This window comes from Desulfovibrio sp. UIB00, assembly GCF_022508225.1.
Taxonomy (GTDB): Bacteria; Desulfobacterota; Desulfovibrionia; order Desulfovibrionales; family Desulfovibrionaceae; genus Desulfovibrio.
On sequence record NZ_JAETXJ010000003.1, the window covers coordinates 475,546 to 495,673 of the forward strand.

The 20,128-nt window shown below is 57.8% G+C and carries 16 protein-coding genes; 9 read left to right on the forward strand and 7 right to left on the reverse strand.

Annotated features, from left to right (window positions below):
• Positions 1 to 216 precede the first annotated feature (216 nt).
• The 6 genes from JMF94_RS07630 to JMF94_RS07655 all read left to right on the forward strand — a co-directional run bounded on the left by JMF94_RS07630 (position 217) and on the right by JMF94_RS07655 (position 6,118).
• The gene (locus tag JMF94_RS07630; RefSeq protein WP_240824543.1) at positions 217 to 867 is read left to right on the forward strand and encodes a Fe-only nitrogenase accessory AnfO family protein; all 651 of its coding nucleotides are present in this window, start codon (positions 217 to 219) and stop codon (positions 865 to 867) included.
• Between the two features lie 11 nt (positions 868 to 878).
• Positions 879 to 1,820, forward strand: coding sequence for a hypothetical protein (locus JMF94_RS07635; RefSeq protein WP_240824544.1), 942 nt, complete (start codon positions 879 to 881; stop codon positions 1,818 to 1,820).
• Between the two features lie 133 nt (positions 1,821 to 1,953).
• Complete coding sequence (locus tag JMF94_RS07640; protein ID WP_240824545.1) at positions 1,954 to 3,972, forward strand: cation:proton antiporter; 2,019 nt, start codon at positions 1,954 to 1,956, stop codon at positions 3,970 to 3,972.
• A 230-nt stretch (positions 3,973 to 4,202) separates the two neighbouring features.
• A complete protein-coding gene (locus tag JMF94_RS07645) occupies positions 4,203 to 4,628 on the forward strand; it encodes a CoA-binding protein (protein ID WP_240824546.1) in 426 nt (141 codons plus the stop codon).
• An 18-nt stretch (positions 4,629 to 4,646) separates the two neighbouring features.
• Complete coding sequence (locus JMF94_RS07650) at positions 4,647 to 5,099, forward strand: YkgJ family cysteine cluster protein (protein WP_240824547.1); 453 nt, start codon at positions 4,647 to 4,649, stop codon at positions 5,097 to 5,099.
• A gap of 2 nt (positions 5,100 to 5,101) precedes the next feature.
• On the forward strand, positions 5,102 to 6,118 hold the full coding sequence (locus tag JMF94_RS07655) for a J domain-containing protein (protein WP_240824548.1): 1,017 nt from the start codon (positions 5,102 to 5,104) through the stop codon (positions 6,116 to 6,118).
• 94 nt (positions 6,119 to 6,212) lie between these two features.
• Here the strand turns inward: JMF94_RS07655 and panD are convergent, their stop codons facing one another.
• Positions 6,213 to 6,770 carry an aspartate 1-decarboxylase gene (panD, locus tag JMF94_RS07660; RefSeq protein ID WP_240824549.1) on the reverse strand — a complete coding sequence of 186 codons (558 nt, stop codon included), beginning with the start codon at positions 6,768 to 6,770 and terminating at the stop codon, positions 6,213 to 6,215.
• 119 nt (positions 6,771 to 6,889) lie between these two features.
• A complete protein-coding gene (locus JMF94_RS07665) occupies positions 6,890 to 7,312 on the reverse strand; it encodes a hypothetical protein (RefSeq protein ID WP_027180902.1) in 423 nt (140 codons plus the stop codon).
• A 261-nt stretch (positions 7,313 to 7,573) separates the two neighbouring features.
• On the opposite strand from JMF94_RS07665, the gene JMF94_RS07670 reads away from it, so the two are divergent.
• Both JMF94_RS07670 and JMF94_RS07675 read left to right on the forward strand, forming a co-directional pair.
• A complete protein-coding gene (locus JMF94_RS07670; RefSeq protein WP_240824550.1) occupies positions 7,574 to 8,494 on the forward strand; it encodes a DMT family transporter in 921 nt (306 codons plus the stop codon).
• 254 nt (positions 8,495 to 8,748) lie between these two features.
• Complete coding sequence (locus tag JMF94_RS07675; RefSeq protein ID WP_240824551.1) at positions 8,749 to 11,064, forward strand: methyl-accepting chemotaxis protein; 2,316 nt, start codon at positions 8,749 to 8,751, stop codon at positions 11,062 to 11,064.
• Between the two features lie 272 nt (positions 11,065 to 11,336).
• Here the strand turns inward: JMF94_RS07675 and dapB are convergent, their stop codons facing one another.
• The 3 genes from dapB to uvrB form a co-directional block, all read right to left on the reverse strand.
• The gene (gene dapB / locus JMF94_RS07680) at positions 11,337 to 12,125 is read right to left on the reverse strand and encodes a 4-hydroxy-tetrahydrodipicolinate reductase (RefSeq protein WP_240824552.1); all 789 of its coding nucleotides are present in this window, start codon (positions 12,123 to 12,125) and stop codon (positions 11,337 to 11,339) included.
• A 16-nt stretch (positions 12,126 to 12,141) separates the two neighbouring features.
• Positions 12,142 to 14,271: an NAD-dependent DNA ligase LigA gene (ligA, locus tag JMF94_RS07685; RefSeq protein WP_240824553.1), complete on the reverse strand. Its 2,130-nt coding sequence runs from the start codon at positions 14,269 to 14,271 to the stop codon at positions 12,142 to 12,144.
• Positions 14,272 to 14,360: 89 nt separating this feature from the next.
• A complete protein-coding gene (uvrB, locus tag JMF94_RS07690) occupies positions 14,361 to 16,391 on the reverse strand; it encodes an excinuclease ABC subunit UvrB (RefSeq protein ID WP_240824554.1) in 2,031 nt (676 codons plus the stop codon).
• 57 nt (positions 16,392 to 16,448) lie between these two features.
• Between uvrB and JMF94_RS07695 the strand changes: the two genes are divergently transcribed.
• Positions 16,449 to 16,940, forward strand: a complete 492-nt coding sequence (locus tag JMF94_RS07695) for a hypothetical protein (RefSeq protein ID WP_240824555.1) — start codon at positions 16,449 to 16,451, stop codon at positions 16,938 to 16,940.
• On the opposite strand, the gene aat is transcribed toward JMF94_RS07695, so the two are convergent.
• Both aat and clpA read right to left on the reverse strand, forming a co-directional pair.
• Complete coding sequence (gene aat, locus JMF94_RS07700; RefSeq protein WP_240824556.1) at positions 16,904 to 17,683, reverse strand: leucyl/phenylalanyl-tRNA--protein transferase; 780 nt, start codon at positions 17,681 to 17,683, stop codon at positions 16,904 to 16,906. The two genes, JMF94_RS07695 and aat, sit on opposite strands and share 37 nt — an antisense overlap.
• A gap of 132 nt (positions 17,684 to 17,815) precedes the next feature.
• On the reverse strand, positions 17,816 to 20,128 hold the full coding sequence (gene clpA, locus JMF94_RS07705; RefSeq protein WP_240824557.1) for an ATP-dependent Clp protease ATP-binding subunit ClpA: 2,313 nt from the start codon (positions 20,126 to 20,128) through the stop codon (positions 17,816 to 17,818).

Consider the following 20,128-nt stretch of genomic DNA (forward strand, 5'->3'; position numbering starts at 1 on the left):
TTTGTCCTCTGCCAGCGTTACACTGCGCCAGTTTTTTCGGTCGAGTACTATAAGAGTACACTCCCTCAAAAACAGGCTTGTCTTCCTTGGCAGAGAACAAAATCCATCTTGTGCTAAAACAAGTTTATCATAATTACGTCAGATAGATGTTATTTTTAATAATTACATCACTCGTTGCCGCTAACACTCTGGACGCCCAAGCATATGGAGATCGCCATGAAATGCGACTGCATTGCAGTATTGGAAAATACAGATAATTCAATCACCTCAATGGAAAACTGCACCCACCTTTCCGTCTGGCAGCGCGACTGGAGCACGGGTAAGGGCTGGCATGCCTGTGATCCCGTGCCCTTTTCTCTTGAAGGCTGCGGCACCCTGCCCCAGATGCGCGATCGGCTGCGCCAACTGGCCCTTCTGCTGCCCGCAGAGGCGGCCATAGCCGGGGCCAGTATTTCCGGTCTTGCCTACAACGAACTCAGCCGCATGGGCTTTTGCCTGTGCGAGCTGGACGCATTCTCGCCCGATATTCTGGATGCCCTGGCCAGCGAGATTCTGGCTTCCGCCCAAGGGGAAGTGCAGGTTCCCACCGCGCCCACGCCCACGGATACGCCCGGCGTATACAGCATAAATCTTATGGAAGTGCAGGCCGCGCACCCGGAAATCACGTCAAAAAAAGCCCTGCGTCCCTTTTTTGCGTCCACGCCCTTTGTGGAACTGGAACTCATCTGCGGGCACATGCCCCCCTGGCTTGAGGAGCACATGCGCCAGCAGCGCCTGACATGCGCCCTCACCCGGCAGGATGACGGAACCGTCCGCGCCCGGATTTCGCATGCGCTTTGCGGCGAAACTGCGTCCAATGGACGTTAGGAGTCTATGTTATGGGTACCGCCCTGCAACTTGAAACTGTGGCCACGCCCTACGGCACCATCACAAACGTGCATGTGCTCTCCCGCTGGCCCGGCGGCGCGCCGCAGGATTGCCGCCTGCTGGCCGAAGATACCGTGCCCACGCCCCACGGCTGGCTCACGCCCCACCATGACCCGGAAGACGTACGCCGCAGCGGCGTCAAGAGCTTCAGCCTCTACCCCAACGGCATGTGGCGTAGTCTGGAACTGCAAGATCAAACAAGCATAAGCACCCCCCTTGGCGACATGCCCGCTGAATGGCTGGCATGGCACGGAAACGGGGCGCTCAAGCGTATTTTGCTGCGCAAAGGCAAGCTCAGCGGCTACTGGACAGAACAGGACGAGCGCAAACTGGCAAGCCAGATATCCCTTTCTCTACACGGGCAGGAAGTGAGCGCAAAAGTTCAAGGCCTGCGTTTCTACCCTTCAGGCGCGCTGGAAAGCGTCACCTTCTGGCCCGGCGAAACAATCCTGCTTGCCACCCCGCTTGGCCCCATGCCCGTGAGGTACGGCTGCGCCTTTTATGAGAGCGGCGCGCTGCGGAGCTGCGAACCGGCGCGGCCTGTGCATGTGCCGACCTCCACGGGGCAGATTGCTGCTTACGACCCCGCAGCCTCGGCCATCTGCGGCGACGTCAATTCCCTGTGCTTTGGTGAAGATGGCACGGTTTCCGGCCTTGTCACCGCCGCCTGCTCCCTGCGCTGGCAGCAGGGCGCGGAGCAGAAATGCATGTCGCCGCGCCTGGAAAAAGATCAGCTCACCATGCTGCGCACCGTGGTTGTTCCCTTGCGGGTGGAATTTCTGCCCAATGGGCTGGTGCGCATGGACGATGGCAAGCAGATCATGCAGGCCCCGGCGCAGGGCATAACTGTCGGGCCTTTTGTGGCTCTGCCCGACATGCGCGAGAACAGCTGAGGTTTTGCGCAACAGCAGCAATCCTGTTATAATTACAATCAGTTGGGCGGGCCTCCTGCTGCCGCAAACATTGTTGCGGCAGTGCGTCTTGCGCAGTATATGGTCACAGTGCTAGATTGCTGCAGGAGGCCGCATGGAAGTTCCTTTGCTCTATGAAATCGTCATTATTTTTCTTCTTTCAATTTTCGTCACCATCGTCTGTAACAAAATAAAACTGCCCGCCACCGTGGGCTTTCTGCTTACAGGCGTTTTGTGCGGCCCGTCCCTGCTGGGTATCGTCAAAGACATGCAGGCCATTGACCATATTGCTGAACTCGGCGTTGCCATGCTGCTGTTCACAATAGGCATGGAACTTTCCGGCGAGGCCCTCAATCGGCTGAAACGGCCCGTTTTTCTGGGCGGCAGCCTGCAAATCGGCCTGACGGTTCTTGCTGTGGCAGGTATTGCCATGCTGCTGCGCGATGCCACCTACCAGAAAGGCCTTTTCTGGGGCTGTCTGGTGGCGCTTTCGTCCTCGGCCATCGTGCTGCGCATTTTGCAGGAGCGCGGGGCCACCAACACGCCCACGGGCCGCCTTTCCCTCGCCATCCTTGTTTTTCAGGACATTATGGTAGCGCCCATGCTGCTGGCGGTGCCGCTGCTTGCGGGCACGCTTGAGCTTTCGCTCCAGGGCGCGGTGTTCTCCACCCTGCGTGTGGTGGCGGTGCTGGGCGGCGTGCTGCTGTTTGCCCGCTTTGGCCTCAACAGGCTTATGGAAGCCGTGGTGCGCACCCGCACGAGGGAAATACTGCTGCTCTCCACCCTTGGCCTGTGCCTCGGCATGGCCATGCTGACCAATCATCTGGGCCTTTCGCTCTCGCTCGGAGCTTTTTTGGCCGGTTTGATGCTCGCACGCTCGGAATACAGCATGAGCGTTATTTCGGGTATTTTGCCCTACCGCGACGTTTTCATGAGCCTGTTTTTCATCTCGGTAGGTATGATGCTGAATCTGGAGTTTTTTTTACAGCACTTTGTCGCCATTATTGTTCTGACAGCGCTGTTCATCGTCATAAAATCCCTGCTCACCCTGCCTTCGGTGCTGGTGCAGGGCTATCCCCTGCGCGCTGCCATTGTTACGTCCCTTTCCCTGGCGCAGGTGGGCGAATTTGCCTTTGTTCTGGCGGCATCTGGTCTGGCTGCCGGGCTGTTCGACATGAACGCCTACCAGACATTCCTTGATGTCAGCGTGCTCACCATGATGCTGACCCCCGGCCTTATGGCTGTGGCCCCGCTTCTCGCCGACAAGGTTGCAGGCAAACGCAACGAACGGATGCTCGCCAAAGCCGAAGATCACGAAGGCGCCTGCGCCATGGAAGACCACCTGATCATTGTGGGCTTTGGCATCAGCGGCAAACACCTGGCCCATGTGGCCCGTGAATCCGGCGTATGTTATACCATCCTTGAAATGAACCCCGAAACCGTTACCCGCTACCGGCACAAGGAACCCATTTCGCACGGCGACGCTTCGCAGCCAATCGTTCTGGAGCATCTGGGCGTCACCAAGGCGCGTGTGCTCGCCATCGTCATTTCGGACCCGGCTGCTGTGCGCTCCATTGTTATTGAAGCCCGGCGGTTCAACCCCAACCTCCACATCATTGCGCGCACCCGCTTTGTGAGCGAGGTGGCCCCCCTGCGCGCGCTTGGCGCGGACGAAGTGATCGCGGAAGAATTTGAAACCTCCATTGAGGTTTTCAGCCGCGTGCTGACGCGCTATCTGGTTCCCCGTCAGGACATAGATTCCTTTGCCGCGCGTATCCGGCAGGAGAATTACCGCATGATCCGCCGCATGAGCGCATCGGTAAACTCGCTTGATTCCATGGTCAGCCGCCTGCCGGAAATGGGCGTTCAGGCCATGCGCCTTGCCGCCGCCTCGCCCCTTTGCGGCATCAGCCTTGCCCAAAGCCAGATGCGCCGCAAATATGGCGTAACGGTTATTGCCATTCTGCGTGACGGCGCAACCCAGGCATCGCCGGAACCCAACGACCAGTTCCAGGCCGATGACGTGGTGTACCTGTTTGGCAAAACAGATAAACTTCTGGCAATAGCCCCGCTCTTTTCCGGCCCATTGCGCGAATCCGGCAAGGAAACCAGCCCTCCGCCCAAGGCTGCCTAGCGCATTTCACAATTGCTGCGACAAAGGAGGCGGGGCTTGCCCTGCCTCCTTTTAATTGCCAAACTCAGCAAGGTATTAGCGCTACTTGGGTAAAAGATTCTGCCAAACCGGGGCTGGGAACTTGCGCATTTTGCCATTGCCGTCTATTAAAACTGATTACAGATATACTAACGGGAGCAACCCAAAGGGCTGCCCGCTGATAATCCGCCCTCTTGCGGTATGGATGTACTATGCTTGACGACAGACTGATGCGCGCCATGTTTGGCGAATCACGCAGCATCGCCATTATCGGCGCCAAGGACAAAGCCGGACAGGCCGTGGACAGGGTCGGGCGCTATCTGCTGGAGCAGGGATACACGATTTTTCCTGTCCATCCCGTGCGCAAAACCGTTTGGGGGCTGCCTGCGGCAACCTGTCTTGCGGAACTGCCCGGGCCGATGGATATCGTCAATCTGTTTCGCGCGCCGGAATACTGCCCCGCCCACGCGCAGGAAGTACTGGATCTGCCCTGGAAACCAAAAGTTTTCTGGATGCAGCTTGGCATACGCTCGATCGAGGCACGTCAACTGTTAGCCCGTACAGGCATGACAGTGGTTGAAGATTCCTGCATCATGGTGGAACACGAGCGCCTCATGCGCCCCTCGCTCACTTTTTAAGGCCAAGGATTATAGCCCATGTCTGCCGCTCACGGAGAATCTGTTTTCAACTGCCGCATGTGCGGCCACTGCTGCGAAGGAAGAGGCGGCATTGTCGTTAGCCCCACAGACCTGATCCGGCTGGCAGCGCACATGCAGCAAGCGCCGGAAGCAGTGGCGGAGAACTATTGCGAGCGCATTGGCGGCAAGCTCAAAATTCGCTGCGGCGAAGACGGCTACTGCGTATTTTTTCGCCAGGGCAGCGGCTGCGGCGTGCATGAGGGCAAGCCTTCAATCTGCCGCGCATGGCCCTTTTTTCGCGGCAATATCGAAGACCCGGCCAGCCTTGCCATGGCCAAGGAATTCTGCCCCGGCATCGAAACTGGCGCGCTGCATGCGGATTTTGCGCGCGAAGGCCGCGACTATCTGCGCGAAAACGGTCTGCTTGCTTCCGATGCCACCTGTGAAGCCAATGCGCTTATCCTGAAGTAATCATGCGACGCCGCCCCCGCCAGATATCGTTGAAAGAATGCTACGACATTCTCAAGCTTAAAAAGGACGCCGATACGGCTGACCTCAAGCGGGCCTACCGGCGTCGCGCTTTTGAGCTGCACCCCGATCTCAACCCCGGCAACCCCGATGCCAGCCGGGAATTTCAGCTGCTGAACGAGGCCTATGTGGCCCTTTCCGCCATACTCAAACATGAGGACGGCGTACGGGCTTCAACCGAGGCCAGCAGGGCTGCGCAGGCAGAGAGCAAGGCGCGGGCCGCAAAGGAAGAACCCACTGACGACAGGGCTGAGCAGAAGACCCAGGCTGAAAATGCCTCTCAGGGTAGTACCGGGCAGCAGGCGGGCTCTGACGCACAAGAAGCCAGCTCTGGCGCGGCTGACGCTGCTGCCGGGGCGCAGGCCTCAGCCGAGGCCGGGAAGGCTCAAAAAGATCAGGAGCAAGAGCGGCAAGAAAGCAAAACCGCAGGCCCAAAAAACGCGCAGAACGGCTATTCAGAACATGACGTGCTGCGCGACCTGCTCACAGATCCCTTTGCCCGCCGCGTTTTTGAAGATATTTACAGCGAACTGAACCGTCAGCATCAGGAAGAAGCGCCCCCCCAGCAGGAAGCGCCTTACCAAAAAGAGGCGCCCTCTTTTGGCCAACCCAAGGAAAAACCGGCGGCGGAAAAGCGCAATGTAAAACTGCACAAGAGCAATCTGGCCTGGGGTACGCCCAAGTGGAACAAAGACCACAGCAAGGGCGTTACCGGCATGGTCAAGGGCTGGCTGCGCCGTCAGATTGATGAAGAACAAACCCTTGCACTGCCCTCGGCCAACCTTGCGCCCGGCAAACGCATTCGCCTGCAAATACGTCAGGCCCTTTCAGGCGAGCTGAAAACGGTCGAAGTCACCCTGCCGCCGGATTTTGCCGTGGGCAAACCCATTCGGTTGCGCGGGCTGGGCAAACGCGTGGGGCCGTGGCAAGGCGACTTGTACCTGATTATCACCAACGAATGATCGAGCGTTTTAATGCGCACCGCAAACGAAAAGAGACCCCGTGGGGTCTCTTTTCGTTTGCGGTAGTCTGCTGGGCGAAAGTGTCTTGTAGGTGCTATTCCTTTTCCACATGAAAGCCAAAGTCGCCATCTTCCTCGCCGTCAACCACGTAGCGCAGGCGCTCATGAATGCTGTTGTCCTCGTTAAAGGTCAGCACAACGGGTTTGCGGCTGTACAGATCCTGCGGGCCGTTCACATATTCGTAAGCACTGATGATGACTTCATCCCCACGCTGGCAGGCACGGGCCGCCGCACCATTGAGTATGCAGCAGCGCGACCCTGGCTCGCCGTAGATAACGTAGGTGGAAATGCGCTGTCCGTTGCTCTTGTTCCAGATATACACAAATTCCAGCGGGTAGATGCCCGCCTCGCGGCACTGCTCCGGGTCAAGCGTCACCGAACCGTGGTAGTTCAGTTCGCACCCGGTAACACGAATGCAATGCAGTTTTGCCCGCAGTATTTGCAGCATGACAAACTCTCTTGCGCGGTTGGACGCGCCTAAAAAAAGGTCGCACAAGCGACCATGAATGATGCCGAATCCGGCAGTTGCCCGCCCCGCAGGGATTGCCAACACAGGGCAACCCCTCGCGCCGTCCGGTAGCGGCAAACGCATGAGCACGGTCTACAACAACTATGAAGCGCACCGCAAGCCTCACCGGGCGCGGCCCCGCCTTGGTCGCTATGCTCCGGGCCGCAAAAGCGGTGTGAACCTAAGCAGACGGCGCAAAAAAATCAATAGGCCTTGATGTACTCGTCCATATTTTCCGCAGAACAGTTGCGGCTGACCCAAAAAGCAGAGGCCCATACCATCAGGGCTGTGGCCTGCGTGTCGTCCAGGCTTTTGATCTTGGCCTCAAGGCTGGATTTGCTGGCCCCATGCCGCAGATGTACGCCGTTGATGTCGCAGGCATCCGTAACGCGCAGCAAAAGATACGAAAGCCGCGTATGGTCGGGCATGAGCTTCATATCCTTGTGGGCTTCCACAATGGTTTTCAGCTCCGCAGCACTAAAGATATGCTTGATGCCCGTGATTGCCCGAAAAAACGTGTCCACCGCCCAGGGAAGGATAAACTCCGCCCCCGCGCTCTTTGTGCGGAAATAGTCTTTGAGCCAGCGTTCCTGATCGTCGTTAATACGTGCTGCGACCTGCGGCATGATGCCCCCGATGTTGCGTGCGGCCTGGCGCAAGTTCGCCAAGCATCGTGTTACGCTATGTTTTCTTTTTGCGCTACACTACCTGCCCGTGAATTTCAAGATAAAATCTAGACTTTTTTCCAGAAACATTGTCTGGGCTTACCGCAGATCAGGCAGCGCTTATGGCAAATAGGCCAGATGCATGCTCCCTTGCCCCGCCCTGCTTGCCGCGCGCTGCCCTTGAATGTATCCATAACACACAGACAGAATAAAGGAGCTTACATGCAGGATGCCAGACAGGCTGCGCCTTCACAATTACAATCTACCACAGCACCCAAGAAGGACGCAATGCAGCAAAGCGCCGTGCGCGCAGCCCTGATCCGCATGCACGCAGCCACTGTTCTGTTTGGTATTTCTGGCATTTTTGGCAAATTGTGCCAGTGTTCCGCCATTGATCTTGTCTGGGGCAGGGCCGTGGTAGCAGTGGCCGCTCTTGGCTGCATCTGCCTTATCCGGCGTGATCCGCCATGGCATGGAATTACGGCACGCGACCTGACAGGCCTTGCCGTAAGCGGCATTCTGCTGACCCTCCATTTTGTTACATTTTTTATGGGCATAAAACTGGGCGGCATTGCGGTGGGCACGCTCGGTTTTGCGTGCTTTCCCGCTTTTACAGCCCTGTTTGAAGCCATAGCCTACCGCGAACGCCCAAGCTCCAGGGAATTGCAGTGCATTGGCATGGTGAGCATTGGGCTTGTGTGCCTGACGCCCTCGTTTTCGCTGGCTGATACTGCAACACACGGCCTGCTGTGGGGCATTGTTTCCGCTGCGGTTTACGGCCTGGTGGCCATAGCAAACAGGCACTTTGCCGGGGGAATGTCTGGCATGCAGACCTGCTGGTGGCAAAATACGGTAATAATCATCTGCCTTCTGCCCTTTGCAGCAGCGGATGTGCCGCACATCGCCGCGCTGGACTGGCTGTGGATAATCTGCCTGGGCCTGTTGTGCACCGCCCTCGCCTACAGCCTTTACGTAAGCAGCCTCACAGCCCTCAAGGCCCGGCAGGCAGCGGTTATTATCACGCTTGAGCCAGTCTACGCCATAATCGCAGCGTGGCTGCTCTTTAACGATGCTCCCGGTCTGGGCATTTTTGCAGGCGGCGCACTCATACTTGGCGCTGTGTTCAGACTCAGCAGACGATGATATAAGCGGCATTTTTGCTGTGTTTAAAATATTTGAGAAAAATAATCACATGAATACATACTGCAATACTGCATTTTCATTAAAATATTATTACAAATGATATAAAGTTTATATTGGATTTGACGATTTTTTAAACTAGTAAAAGTGATAATATTCTAGAGAGATGTGAAGTGTTAACGGAATGCTAATTTTTTTAACATGCGTTACCACCACATTATAATCATCATGGCTGCACGAGTTCACTGGAGGATATCATGCCACGCCTGTCATTCAAGAGTGTAAACACGGTATTAGCCACAATCATAAGCATTGTCTTGCTCATCGGCGTTTCAAGCCTTGTTATTTACGTTGGAAAATCTTCATATAATGTCGTCAACAAAACGTCTGTAGACGGCATGAAGATCATAAACAATGGCCTTATCGCCAACGTAAATGATTTGATCGATGCAAACATGAGTATGATCAAGGTCCCAGCCCAGAGCGGTCAGGCTAAAAAAGCCATCGAAGGCAACAGCGCCGAAATGGACGCCCTGATCAAAGCCCTTGTAAAAGAATACAAGGGCATCAACTCTATCTATGTTTTGAATGCTCAGGGTATCGCCGTATCAGGGGCGTCAAGCCAGGGAGAGTCCTTTATTGGCAATAATTATGGCGACAGGGGTTATTTCAAAATAGCTATGCAGGGCAAGGATGCCATTGACCCCAATATCATTGTTGCCAAAACCACCAAAAAAGAAGTCCTTGCCATTGCAACCCCAGTTTTTGGCGAAAACGGCAAGCCCGTTGGTGCTGTGTGCGTAACCATCAACTGGCTTGAATACATCAAAAGTCATGTTTTTAACATAACTGTTGCATCACATGGCTATGCATTTATTATTGATGCCAACGGTCGCGTTATCGCCCACCCCAATGCTGATACTCACATGAGCGATGTCAGCAAACTGGAGTTTGTAGTCAAGGCGCTCAAAATCAAGAACGGCTCTTTTGATTACGAATTTCAGGGTAAGGACAAGGTAATTGTTTTTCAGACCATTGAAAGAACAGGCTGGCTTGTCTGCACCTCCGCCTTTACAGACGATCTTGCAAAAGACGCCATTGAGCAACGCAACATTCTTATTCTCGTTGCCATCGGCATTTTTGTTGTATTGCTGGGCAGCATCGTATTTATGGTTCGCCGGATCATTACTGCCCCGCTGAAAAACATCATGGACTACAGCGCACAGATTGCGCACGGCGATTTCAAGGCCACGCTCACGGGCAATTATAGTTTTGAACTGGCTGAACTTGCAGGAAATTTCAAAGAAACGACAGCTGTGCTCAAAAACCGTCTGGGTTTTGCTGACGGCGTATTGCAGGGCATCACCTTCCCCACCCTGGTTGCAGATACAGACGTGCATATTACCTATGTAAATGATGCCATGGTCAAACTTGTAGGAAAAAGTGGCAAGCCCGCAGATTATAAGGGTATGACAGCGGCTGAATTTTTCTATGGGGATGCCAACAAGCGCACCATCTGTCATAAATGTCTGAGCGAGGGAGTGAACGCACATGGCATTGAAGCTGCAATGACCTTTGCAGACGGCCAGCACAAAAACCTGCGCATTGATGCCTCGCTGATCCGCGATCTGGACGGCAACATTGTGGGCGCAGTAACACTTGTGTTTGACCTGACGGAAATCAAAAAGCAGCAGGCCACCATCGAGCAACAGCGTGATGCCGTTGCCCAGGTGGCGCAGAACGCCAATGCCATCGCTGACAGGCTTTCCACAGCGACCGAAGAGCTTTCCACCCAGGTGGAACAGGCCAGCCGTGGCGCGGATCAGCAGACGCAGCGCGTTTCTGAAACTGCCACCGCCATGGAGCAGATGAATGCCTCGGTGCTTGAAGTTGCGCGCAATGCGGGCGGCGCGTCCGACACCACCATTAATGCCAAGCGCAAGGCGGAACACGGCGCAGAAGTGGTCAATAAGGTGGTGCAGGGCATCAACCAGTTGCACACGCAGGCTATGGGCCTTAAGACCGGTATGGCCTCGCTGGGCGATCAGGCCCAGAGTATCGGCCAGATCATGACCGTGATTTCAGACATTGCAGATCAGACCAACCTGCTGGCCCTTAACGCAGCTATTGAGGCGGCGCGCGCGGGCGAAGCCGGACGCGGATTTGCAGTTGTGGCCGACGAGGTGCGCAAACTGGCGGAAAAGACCATGCAGGCAACCCGCGAGGTTGGTTCCGCCATTCAGGGCATCCAGAATGGCACCACGCAGAACATTGATCAGGTCAACCAGACTGTAGACACCATCGAGCAGACTACTGAACTTGCCGGAACCTCCGGCGAGGCGCTCTCAGAAATTGTGGTGCTGGTGGATCAGGCTGCGGATCAGGCGCATTCCATCGCCGCCGCCGCAGAAGAACAGTCGGCCACCAGCGACGAGATCAACCGCGCCGTGGAACAGATCAATACCATCAGCTCTGAGACGGCCTCCGCCATGTCGCAATCTGCAAACGCAGTGACGGAACTGGCAAAGCAGGCGCAGGAACTCAAAAAGCTCATTGCGCAGATGGTTTCCTAAAAACGCACAAAGGGGGCAGTGCGCAAGCCTGCCCTCCCCTGCAACAAACTCAAAGCCCCTGAATGGTCTACCATTCAGGGGCTTTATCGCGCTCTGGCCCATGTACTCAGACTCGGCAACAATAAAACAGATCAGGCCCGCCTTCGTTCAATGCAGCACCTAACGTGCTGCCACTGGACGAAAACGGGCCTTTTTAAACCACCTGGCTTTGGTCTGTACAAAAAACATTCAAGACTGAAATTTCGTCCAGACAAAACAACCAGTGATGTGTACTAAATATCCTTGATCACATCCTGCATGCTGTAGAGCTTGCCGGGCTTCTGCCCTGCCATCCAGCCGGCGGCGCGGATAGCGCCACGCGCGAAATTCTCGCGCGAGTGGGCCTGATGGGTCACTTCAATGCGCTCCCCAGGTCCCATAAAGTACACGGTATGCACGCCCACCACATCGCCGCCGCGTATGGCCTGAATGCCGATCTGCTCCTTGGGGCGAGCGCCGATGATGCCGTCACGGGCGGAGCAGCGCACATCGTTGAGCTTCCAGTCGCGGGCCTCGGCAATGCATTCACCAAGGGTCAGGGCCGTGCCGCTGGGGCTGTCCTTTTTGCGGTTGTGGTGCAGTTCCACCATTTCAATATCATAATCTTCGCCAAGGGCCTTGGTGAGCTGGGGCAGGATGTTGAGCAGAACGTTCACGCCGATGCTCATGTTCGAGGCCCAGAAAATCGGGGCCTTGGCGGCAAGGACGCGCAGCTCATCCTTTTCTTCATCGGTAAAACCCGTGGTGCCGATCACAAGGGCATTGCCGGTCTGCGCCACGGCCTTGGCCGATTGCAGGCTCACCGCAGGCGCGGTGAAATCAATGACCACTGCCCCCGGGAGCTTGGGCAAGAGGGCCGCCAAGCTGTCGGAAACAGGGCAGGCAGCGCCCGCAAGAGCGGCTATGCGCTCCGGGCTGTCCACCAGCCCCGCAAGGGTGAACTGGGGGTCGGCTTCCACAAGCCCGCTGATGGTTTTGCCCATGCGCCCGCTGGCCCCGACCACAATAATAGAAGTGCTCATAGCTTCTCCGTTTCCGTTATTCCGGCTCAATGCCGGATTCACGCAACAGGTTTTTGAATTCCGTTTCATCCAGCACGGTTACGCCAAGGGAGCGCGCCTTGTCCAGTTTGCTGCCCGCCTTTTCGCCCGCAACCAGATAGTCCAGCTTCTTGCTGACAGCACCAAGTGGAACAGCCCCGGCGGCCTCGGCCCACTTTTGCGCCGTGCCACGCGGCACGCTGATGGTGCCCGTAAAGAGAATGGTTTTGCCAGCCAGCGGCCCTTCGGCAAGGGTTTGCGTGCCCTGAGCCGAATCTGCGCCCTTGGGCCACGGGCCGTTCTCCTTGAGCCGCGCAAGCTGCTCGCGGTTGGCTGGGCTGTCAAAGAAGTTGCGTATGGACGAAGCCACTTCCGGCCCCACATCGGGCAGGGCCAGCAGGCTTTCCACCGTAGCATTTTCCAGTTCGTCCAGATCGGCAAAGCGCGCCGCCAAGGTGCGGGCCGTCTGCTCGCCCACGTGGCGGATGCCAAGGGCGCTGATAAGCCTTTGCAGGGTCGCGGTGTGCCGGGCGCTTTCCAGCGAATCCACAAACTTTTGCGCCAGCACCTCGCCCATGCGTTCAAAGCCCAGCAGCTCCTGCACGGTGAGGCTGAACAGATCGGCTGGCGACTGTACGCGTCCGCTGGTCACAAGCTGCTCGATCCACTTTTGCCCCACGCCCTGAATATCAAGCCCGGCCTTGGAAACAAAGTGGGTTATGGAGCGCAGCCGGATGGCGGGGCAAGCCAGATTCTCGCACCGCCAGGCAGCCTCGCCTTCTTCGCGGTACACAGGTTGCCCACAGGCCGGGCATGTGCGGGGAAACTGATAAGGTTCAGCGCCTGCGGGCCGTTTATCCAGCACCGGGCCGACCACTTCGGGGATAACATCGCCCGCGCGCTGCACAATGACGGTATCGCCCACGCGCACGTCGCGCGCGCGGATTTCATCCTCATTATGCAGGGTTGCGCGCGAAACCATGACCCCCCCCACAGCCACAGGCGCAAGCATGGCCACAGGCGTAAGCGCCCCTGTGCGGCCCACCTGAATTTCTATGCCCTCAAGTAAGGTCTGCGCCTGCATGGCCGGAAACTTGAAGGCCACGGCAAAACGCGGCGCGCGCGCCGTAAAGCCGAGCGCCTCCTGGGCTTCAAGGTCGTTCTGCTTTGCCACGGCACCGTCAATTTCCATAGCAAATTCCGGCCTGTTCTCGCGCACCCAGTTCACATATTCTTCTACATCCTGCGGATTCGCACAGAGCTTGCCGTTTGGCGGCGTAAGAAAGCCGTATTCCCTAAGACGGGCCATCAGATCCGAATGCAGGCGGCAGGGCTGCGCCGGGGCCCACTGTGCATCACCGAGGCTGTAAGCAAGAAAACGCAGGGGGCGCGATTCCGTAACCGAGATATCAAGCTGACGCAGAGTCCCGGCGGCGGCATTGCGCGGATTGGCAAAGGTCTTTTGCCCCAGGGATTCCTGCCGGGCGTTGAGGGCGTCAAAATCCTTTTTAAACATCACCACTTCGCCGCGTACTTCAAGCCGCGCGGGAAACGGCCCTTCGCCCCTGAGATGCAGAGGCACGGTGCGGATGGTGCGCACGGCCTCGGTGACGACTTCACCCACTTCGCCATCGCCGCGCGTCAGAGCTTCCTGCAACACGCCATTCGCATAGATGATTTCCAGCGCGAGGCCGTCAAGCTTGGGATCACACCAGAAGGCCTGCGGCAGGGGGCCGTTGACTTCCGTATCCCATGCGCGGCGCATACGCTCCACAAAATCGCGCCACTCTTCCACAGAAAAGACGTTGTCCAGACCGTACATCTGACGGCTGTGGCTTTTTTTGGCGAGGCCGTCCAGCAGCTTGCCGCCCACGCGCAGGGTGGGCGAATGGGCAGAACGCAGCTCGGGCCAGCGGTCTTCCAGCGCTGCGAGCTCATGGAACAGCGCGTCAAACTGGTCGTCCGAAATTTCCGGCGCATCCTGCGTGTGATACAGATAATTGTGGCGCTCCAGTTCGGCGGCCAGCCAGCGGGCGCGGTTGCGTTCCTCGCTGCTTGGGCCGCCAGCGGGGCCAGTGGCAAAGAGGCTGTTCTGCTCCTGCCTGCCATTGCGTGAATTCTGCGACATGAAAAAACCTTTTTTATGGTCAGCCGCCGTGTCCCTGTTTGGTTTACGGGCTTTGCGGCGGCACTGCTCACAGGGGCAAGCGCCCCTGTCTATTCGGGCATGGCGATAAGCCTGGCCCGCAAAATGCGGATGCGGTCACGCAGCTCTGCGGCCTGTTCAAATTCCAGATCGCGGGCCGCCTGACGCATTTCCTTTTCAAGCTTGGCAACAAGAACAGCAACATCCTCGGCTGTCAGCGGCACGGCATCTGCCTCGCGCTGTTTGCCCTTGCCCTTGCCGCGCCCGCGTCCGCCGCCATCTTCCACATACAGACTATCCAGTGGCGATTCAAGCGATTTGCGGGTGCTCGTGGGCGTGATGCCGTGCTCTTCATTGTAGGCCGACTGCTTGGCGCGGCGGCGCTCGGTTTCGCCCATGGCGGCGCGCATGGAATCAGTGATCTTGTCCGCATACAGAATGACCTTGCCCTGCGCGTTACGCGCGGCGCGGCCAAAGGTCTGAATAAGCGAACCCGTGGAGCGCAAAAAACCCTCCTTGTCCGCATCCAGAATGCACACAAGCGACACTTCGGGGATGTCCAGCCCCTCGCGCAGCAGGTTGATGCCCACCAGCACGTCAAATTCCCCAAGCCGCAGCGCGCGGATGATCTGCATGCGCTCAAGCGTATCAATATCCGAATGCAGGTAGCGCGCCCGCACGCCCATGTTGCAGCAGTATTCGGTGAGGTCTTCCGCCATGCGTTTGGTAAGGGTGGTGACCAGCACCCTCTCACCCAGCGTGACCTTGCCCCGGCATTCGCCCAGCAGGTTTTCCATCTGGCCCTTGGTGGGGCGCACCTCCACCACCGGATCCACAAGCCCCGTGGGGCGGATGATCTGCTCCGCCACAATGCCCTGAGCCTGATCCAGCTCGTACTTGCCGGGCGTGGCCGACACGTAAACTACCTGATTGAGCAGGTTGGTGAACTCGTTGAACTGGAGGGGGCGGTTATCCAGAGCCGAGGGCAGGCGGAAGCCGTAGTCCACAAGGGTCTGCTTGCGCGAGCGGTCGCCCTTGTACATGCCGCCCACCTGCGGAATGGTGATGTGAGATTCGTCCACAAAAAGCAGAAAATCTTCGGGAAAATAGTTGAGCAGACAGGACGGCGGCTCGCCCGGCTTGCGGCCGTCGAGGTGGCGGGTGTAGTTTTCAATGCCGTTGCAGTAGCCCAGTTCTTCAATCATTTCGAGGTCAAGCTGGGTGCGCTGCTCAATGCGCTGGGCCTCCACAAGTTGCCCGTGCTCCTTGAAATAGGCGAGCCGCACCGCCAGCTCATCGCGTATGTCGCTGGCAGCCCGCTTGAGGTTGTCCTGCGCGGAAACAAAGTGGCTGGCAGGGTACAGCACGGTTTTGCTTACCTCGGCCAGCACCTCGCCCGTGAGGGGGTCAATCTCGCGCATGAGGTCGATGTCGTCGCCAAAAAATTCCAGCCGCAGCGCCCGCTCGTGATGGTAGGCGGGAATGATTTCAAGGGCATCGCCGCGCACGCGGAAGGTACCACGGTGGAAGTCGTAATCGTTGCGTTCGTAGTGCACTTCCACCAAACGGGTGATGAGCTTGTCCATGGGGAAGTGCTGTCCCACCTCAACGGGAATGACCATCTTGGCGTAATATTCCGGCGAGCCAAGGCCGTAAATGCACGAAACCGAAGCCACAATGATCACATCGCGCCGGGTCAGCAGGGCGTGAGTGGCGGCATGGCGCAGCTTGTCAATATTGTCGTTGATGGACGAATCTTTTTCAATATAGGTATCGGAAGCCGGAACATAGGCCTCCGGCTGGTAATAGTCGTAATAGCTGACAAAATATTCCACGGCATTGCGCGGAAACAGCCCCCGGAACTCGCCGTAAAGCTGTGCTGCCAGTGTTTTGTTGGGGGCCAGAACCAGCGCCGGGCGGTTGCAGCGGGCAATGACGTTAGCCATGGTAAAGGTTTTGCCGGAGCCTGTAACGCCCAGCAAAACCTGGGAGGGAACCCCGGCCTGAAGATTGTCCACCAGGGCGTCAATGGCCGTGGGCTGGTCGCCCGTGGGGGTGTATGCCGTTTCAAGGCTGAATGGGATAACCGGATTATCTTCCATAATATTATGTTTTGGAGTAAGAGGACAGGATTACATCAATAACGAACGGGAATTGCCATGGAAAAAATCTTCGTACCTTCTCAGATAGATCTGCCCATCGACCGGGTTTTCATTGTGGCCGCAACCCTCAGCACCTTCAAGGGCTGTCGCCATCTGGACGTGCAGATTTTCCGCCCCGGCGCAACTGATGCCGAAGTGGAAGCCATCAAGGGTCTTGGCCTTGTGGCCCCGGCTGACCCTTCCGTTCCGGCAGAAGTGCTGCAAGGCGCTACGGAAGAAGCCGCCCTGCGCTGCGTGCTTGAATCCTTCACCGCTGAAGAAAGCCACGCGCTGGTGGAATACCTTGAAAAGCGCTATGCCGACCAGATTGAAAAAATCACGGTCTGCCCGCTTGATCTGCCCGTGCCCTTTGGCGTTGCGCCCTTGGCAGGCATTGGCGAAGGCAAGACCACGGGCTTCATCCGCTTTGACGCGGTGCGCGACTACCCACTGCCCTTCCCGGCCTATGGTTTTTACGATCTGGCCGCCCAGAAGCCGTCCGGGGAATAACTGTACACAACTCCCCAGGGCAGCCACGGAAACGGCAGACCGCTTCCAGCCATTTCAGGCGTTGCGCAACTTTGCACAGCGCCTGTTTGCGTTTGCGAGGCAAGGGCGCGCTCAAGTTCGGCCTGAAAAACTGCGCGCGGGAGCATCACGCCGCCCATGCGCATGATGTGCGGCGTTTCCTGCTGGCAGTCAAGCAGGGTTGCTCCACGCTGGCGCAGCAGGGCCACAAGCCCTGCCAGTGCGGCCCGCGAGGCTTCGGGCTGGGTGTGAAACATGGATTCGCCAAAAAAGGCCCGTCCAAGCGCCACGCCGTACAGACCGCCCACCAGTTCGCCATCGCGCCAGGCCTCAATGGAATGGGCATAGCCAAGGGCGTGCAGGTCTTCGTAAGCGCGCATCATGTCGTCAATAATCCAGGTGCCGCCCTCCTTGTCCCTTGGTGCTGCGCAGGCGCGGATAACCCGCCCGAAAGCGGCGTTGTGGGTCAGCTCAAAAGGATGCAGGCGCAGTTTGCGCGCGCTGCGCGCAGGCAAACGAAAGCCCTCAAGGGGCATGACGCAGCGGGGATCCGGCGACCACCAAAGGATGGGCATTCCCTTGGAGTACCAGGGAAAAATCCCACGGCTGTAGGCAGCAACCAGACGTTCTGGACGCAGATCGCCGCCCAGACACAGCAAGCCGTCTTCACGGGCTGATTCCGGCGGCGGAAATTGAGAGGCCAGTGCTGTAAATGCCCCGATCATAGCGTCCTTTGCCGACAGAGTACCATTTGAATATTTGGGGGATGGGGCGGATGCCCTTGAAAACAGCGTCAACGCAAACGGGCCGGGACTGCCGCATTCGGCAACAGCCCCGGCCCGCCTTTGTGCATATAATCAGGCGTCTACAGACACCGGCTTACGGCTTTTTGCCGCGCTGCCCTCATGTTCAAGGGCCAGTTCTTCGCCCTTGACTGTCAGCTTTGCGCTGCCGCCCTTTTTGAGCGAACCAAAGAGCAGTTCGTGCGCCAGACGGTCTTCCAGCTCCGTGCGCAGCAGACGGCGCAGAGGCCGCGCCCCCATGGAGGGATCAAAACCCTTGCGGGCCAGCCACTTGCGGGCGGTCTCCGTAAGTGTAAGCGTTACGCCGCGCTGCTCAAGGCTGGTGCGGATTTCGCCCACAAACTTGTCCACAATGCGCAACATCATGGGTTCTGTGAGGCTGCCAAAGGGAACAAGCGCGTCCAGCCGGTTGCGGAATTCAGGGCTGAAGGTGTTTTCCACAGCCTTGAGGCCCTTGTGCGCCGCATCCTGCGGGGCCGTGCCGCCAAAGCCCATGGCGGGCCGCGACATTTCAAAGGCCCCGGCATTGGAGGTCATGATAAGGATAACGTGCGAAAAGTCCGTCTTGCGCCCGGTGTTGTCCGTCAGCGTAGCGTAATCCATCACCTGGAGCAGCACGTTGAAGATATCCGGGTGGGCCTTTTCCACTTCGTCCAGCAGCACCACGGAATACGGAGCCTTGCGCACGGCCTCGGTCATGAGCCCGCCCTGATCAAAGCCCACATAGCCTGGAGGGGCGCCGATGAGCCGCGAAACAGAGTGCTTCTCCATGTATTCGCTCATGTCGTAGCGCAGAAACTCCACGCCCATGAGTTTGGCAAGGCTGCGGGCCACTTCCGTTTTACCCACGCCCGTAGGCCCGTAGAAAAGGAAGGCCCCAGCGGGGCGCTGCTCCTGCCCAAGCCCGGCGCGGGCGCGCAGAATGGCGCGCACGGTCAGCTCAATGGCTTTTTCCTGCCCGAACACAAGACTTTTGAGGTCTTTCTCAAGCGTTGCCAGCTTGTTGCGTTCCTTGCCGGAGACAGTGCGCACGGGTATTCCCGCCATGCGGGCCACAATGCGTTCCACATCGGGCACTCCTACCAGCGGGGCGTCCTTGCCGCTCTTTTTGGCAGGCTTTCCGGCAGGCGTTACGCCACGGCCCAGACGCACTGCTGCGCCAGTTTCGTCCAGCACGTCAATGGCCTTGTCGGGCAGCAGGCGGTCGCGCACATGGCGCGCGGTAAGATCCACCATGGCCTTGAGGGCCGCAGGGCTGTAACGCACGTGGTGATACTGCGCATAACGCGGCTCAAGCCCTTCAAGAATGCCAAGGCATTCTTCCGTGGTCGGCTCGGTAAGGTCAATGCGCTGGAACCGGCGGGCCAGCGCGCGGTCTTTTTCAAAATGGTTGCGGTATTCCTCGTAGGTGGTGGAACCAATGCAGCGGATTTCGCCATTGGCGAGCACGGGCTTGAGCAGGTTGGACGCATCAAGCGAGCCGCCAGAGGTGGAACCAGCCCCCACGATGGTGTGGATCTCGTCAATAAACAGGATGCAGTCGGGCTGCTCCTTGAGCTTTTGCACCACGGCCTTGAGGCGCCCTTCAAAGTCGCCCCGGTAGCGGGTGCCTGCAAGCAGAAGGCCCATATCAAGGGCATAGAGCTTTGTTTTGGCAAACATTTCAGGCACGTTGCCTTCCACAATGCGCAGGGCAAGGCCCTCGGCCAGGGCTGTTTTGCCAACGCCGGGGTCGCCCACAAAGAGGGGGTTGTTCTTGCGGCGGCGGCACAGAACTTCAACCGCGCGGTCAAGCTCCGCAGTGCGCCCCACGAGGGGGTCAATCTTGCCTTCCCTGGCACGGGCCGTAAGTTCAACGGTATACTGGGCCAGGGGGTCTGCCTTGGCTTCGCCATCCCCGGCTTCGGCCCCGGCTTCCACGCCGCGCGAACCGGAACCTTCATCAAGCCCGTGCGAAATAAAAGTCAGCACGTCCAGCCGTTCAACGCCCTGTTTGCGCAGATAGAAGTGGGCGTAGCTTTCCTCCTCATCCATGATGGAAATGAGCAGGTCGCCAAGCTCCACAGCATCACGCCCGGAGGAGCGGATATGCTCCAGCGCGCGTTCAAGCACGCGCTGCACGCTGTCTGTCTGCGAGACTTCGTGCTTTTCCGCCAGGGAAACGGGTTCCAGTTCCTTGTTGAAAAATTCCTCAAGCTGCTCGCGCAGCACGGGCACGCTTGCCCCGCTGCCCTCAAGAATGATGCGCCCCTTCATGCTGTTGGTCAGCGCAAATAGCACATGCTCCACAGTCAACAGATCATGCCGTCGCCGGTGGGCTTCCATGAGGGCGTCCCGAATGACCAACTGAACATTTTTACTCAACAT